General features: G+C 40.0%; 1 protein-coding gene. It reads left to right on the top strand.

Annotated features, from left to right (window positions below; all coding sequences use genetic code 11):
- Positions 1-1084: protein rep (locus BM314_RS29820; RefSeq protein ID WP_091982170.1), on the top strand; the 1084-nt coding region annotated here is incomplete at its 5' end.
- Between the last annotated feature and the right edge of the window lie 204 nt (positions 1085-1288).

The following is a 1288-nucleotide window of genomic DNA, read 5'->3' as shown; positions in this document are numbered from 1 at the left end:
ACAGGAATTTCGTGTCTGTTACTGTGGCAAGTTGCGTATTTCTGAAAAAATGCCGGTTGGTGTTCGTTATGACTCTGCTAAAAAACGGGCGAGCTATGACAATATTCAATATTGTGGCAGCGTTTGGACGTGTCCGGATTGCTCAAAAAAAGTGAGTTTGGCAAAAAAAGAATTAGTGGCTAAAGCGGTAACTTCAGCTAACGCAAAAGGTATGCATGTAGCAATGCTGACGCTGACTATTCCTCACTATCTTGGTGATGATCTGAAAGACTTATTGAGCAAGATGAAAAAGGCTAAAAATTACTTGTTCACAAATAGAAATAGTCGGGAATGGTTTGCAGACCAGTTCCCTGTAGTCGGTGAGATCACGGCAACAGAGGTCAAATATTCAGATAGAAATGGCTTTCACCCTCACCTGCATATACTGCTGTTTTTAGATCGTGAATATCAGAAAGAAGATATAGAAAGAATTGAGGATGAGATTTACGAATTCTGGGCTGAGAAGTGTGTCAAACGTGGGCTTGGAAAGCCTAGTCGTAAATATGGTGTAGACCTGAAAATGGAAAAAACAGGTGAGCAGACCTACGCAAGTTATATTGCAAAATGGGGCTTGGCTTCCGAGCTGACCCAATCACATATGAAGATCGGCAAAAAAAATATGTCCAGTTTGACTATGTGGGAAGTACTGGATTTAGCACAAATGGAAGTGAGTACATCTGATAAATACAGCCGAATTTTTAGGACATATGCCAAGGCATTCAAAGGCGCAAGACAGATTCGGCCAAGTAATGGTTTACTTGAATTATTAGGTTTAAAAAATTTAGAAGAAGATGAAGATTTGGCAAATCAAAAAGAAGATGAATCTAGCCAGGTTTATGATGCATTGGCTTTAAGTTCACAAGACTGGTGGACTATTTGTTATCACAAAAAACGTGTCGATTTTCTTGAACTCGTGGAATCCGATTTTGAAAAAAATGGGATTCAGACCGACTTAAAATCCGTGAAGGATTTTCTGTTCGGGCTTAAAAACGCATCGCGTTTTTCGAGGGGTCGAGGGGAGAAATCTCCCCCGCTCATGGAATAATTTGAAAACGTAGTTTTAAAATTGTGTAGTGAGTACACATTCCGCTTCGCTAATGTTTTTCCCTGTGGCACACTGGGGGAAAACTAGCGATAGGATGTGTTTTATGAGTTATGCAATTCTTCGAACAGAAAAACTGAAAACAATCGGCAATATTGCTGCTTCTTTGAGCCATAACTATCGCAATAGACCAACTCCTAATGCTGA

It is taken from the genome of Methylobacterium sp. 13MFTsu3.1M2 (assembly GCF_900112625.1).
Classification (GTDB): domain Bacteria; phylum Pseudomonadota; class Alphaproteobacteria; order Rhizobiales; family Beijerinckiaceae; genus Methylobacterium.
This window is presented reverse-complemented; position numbering and strand designations above follow the sequence as displayed.